General features: G+C 67.8%; 1 protein-coding gene. It reads left to right on the top strand.

What is annotated here, in order from left to right; all coding sequences use genetic code 11:
* Window positions 1-109: 109 nt before the first annotated feature.
* Window positions 110-1,189, top strand: a complete 1,080-nt coding sequence (locus tag HGB39_RS38030; RefSeq protein ID WP_248949746.1) for an IS110 family RNA-guided transposase — start codon at window positions 110-112, stop codon at window positions 1,187-1,189.
* Window positions 1,190-1,632: the final 443 nt, after the last annotated feature.

Genomic DNA, 1,632 nt, shown 5'->3' on the forward strand with positions numbered 1-1,632 from the left:
TTAGACGATATGAGGGGCTGGGCTGAGGCCCCACGCACATGTGAACGTGGGTTGCCGACAGGAAACGGGTCCTGGCCGGTAGAGCCACAAGATGTGGGAGGCCCCAGCGATGAATCAGCGTACGAGCATTGGATTGGATGTGCACGCACGATCGGTGGTCGCCTGCGGCCTCGACGGGCGAACCGGTGAGCTGTTCGAGCGAAGATTGACACCGGATCACCGTGAAATCGTGGGCTGGAGCAGGTCCCTACCGACGCCGGTGGCGGTGACCTACGAGGCCGGGCCGACCGGCTTCGGGCTGGCCAGGTCACTGACCGCGGCGGGCATCGAGTGCCTGGTCGCGGCACCGTCGAAGCTGCAGCGCCCGCCCGGAGATCGGGTCAAAACCGACGCGCGCGACGCGCGGCATCTGGCTCGTCTGCTGCACCTCGGGCAGATTGTCGAGGTGGCGGTGCCCAGCGTCGAGCAGGAGGCGGCCCGTGATCTGGTGCGTGCCCGTGAGGACTGTCGTGGGGATCTGATGTCGGCCCGGCATCGGGTGTCGAAACTACTTCTGCGGCAAGGGATCGTTTACTACGGCGGCCACGCGTGGACGAAGGTGCACGACACCTGGCTGCGCACCCAGCACTTCGATGCGCCCGGTCTGCAGCTGGCGTACGAAACCGCCTATGACACCATGCTCGCGGCGGTGGACCGGCGGGATCGGCTGGATGTGGCGATCGCGGCGATGGCCACCGACAGCGACTACACCCCGGTCGTGACTCGGCTCGGCTGCCTGCGCGGGGTCTCGACGCTGACCGCGTTCGGGCTGGCCGTGGAGATCGGCGACTGGCAGCGCCTGACCGGACGCTCGATCGGCGCCTACCTCGGGCTGGTGCCCACCGAACACTCCTCGGGCACGTCGCGCTCGCAGGGATCGATCACCAAGACCGGCAACGGCCACGCCCGACGACTGCTGATCGAGGCCGCCTGGCACCACCGACCCCGGTATCGCCCCGGGGCGGAGCTGCGGCGCCGCTGGGAGCAGGCCAGTCCCGCGGCCCGGGCCCGCGGACAGCAAGCAAACCAGCGCCTGCACGCCCGCTGGGCAGGATTCGACGCCCGTAACAAACGCCCCGCACTGGCGAACACCGCGATCGCCCGCGAACTCGCCGGCTGGTGTTGGTCGCTGGCCGTGCTCGACACCTGAAATCAGGGTCCCCGTTCCGCATCCCCGGTTGCGAGTGTGGTCGTCGACTCGTCGGGCGGCAAGGTCGGTTCTCCTCGCTGCGCTGCGGGGACTCCACCTTGCCCCCTCGTCGCCGACCGACCGTTGAGCAAGGACCGGAACGGGAACCCCCCACAACGTCCGGACGAATCATGCGGTGGTGACGGCAGCGCCTGGGAGTGATCCGCGAGCGACCTATGAGCAATCTCCAACTGTACGTTGGGATCACGCTCGACATTAGACGAGCGATCCACTCCAGCCGAACAACCGTCCTGCGGTACCCAACCCGCGAATATCAGAGTTGACCACGCGTCGAAACCGACACGCTCGCCACCAACCCAGATCGACCGGGCCCACAGAGGCGGCGCCCACGACGACGGTCCTGGACGCCGCCTCGCCCTGCGTCCTTGACAAACCGGCGTACA

Origin of the sequence: Rhodococcus opacus, assembly GCF_012396235.1 — a bacterium.
GTDB classification, from domain to species: Bacteria; Actinomycetota; Actinomycetes; order Mycobacteriales; family Mycobacteriaceae; genus Rhodococcus_F; species Rhodococcus_F opacus.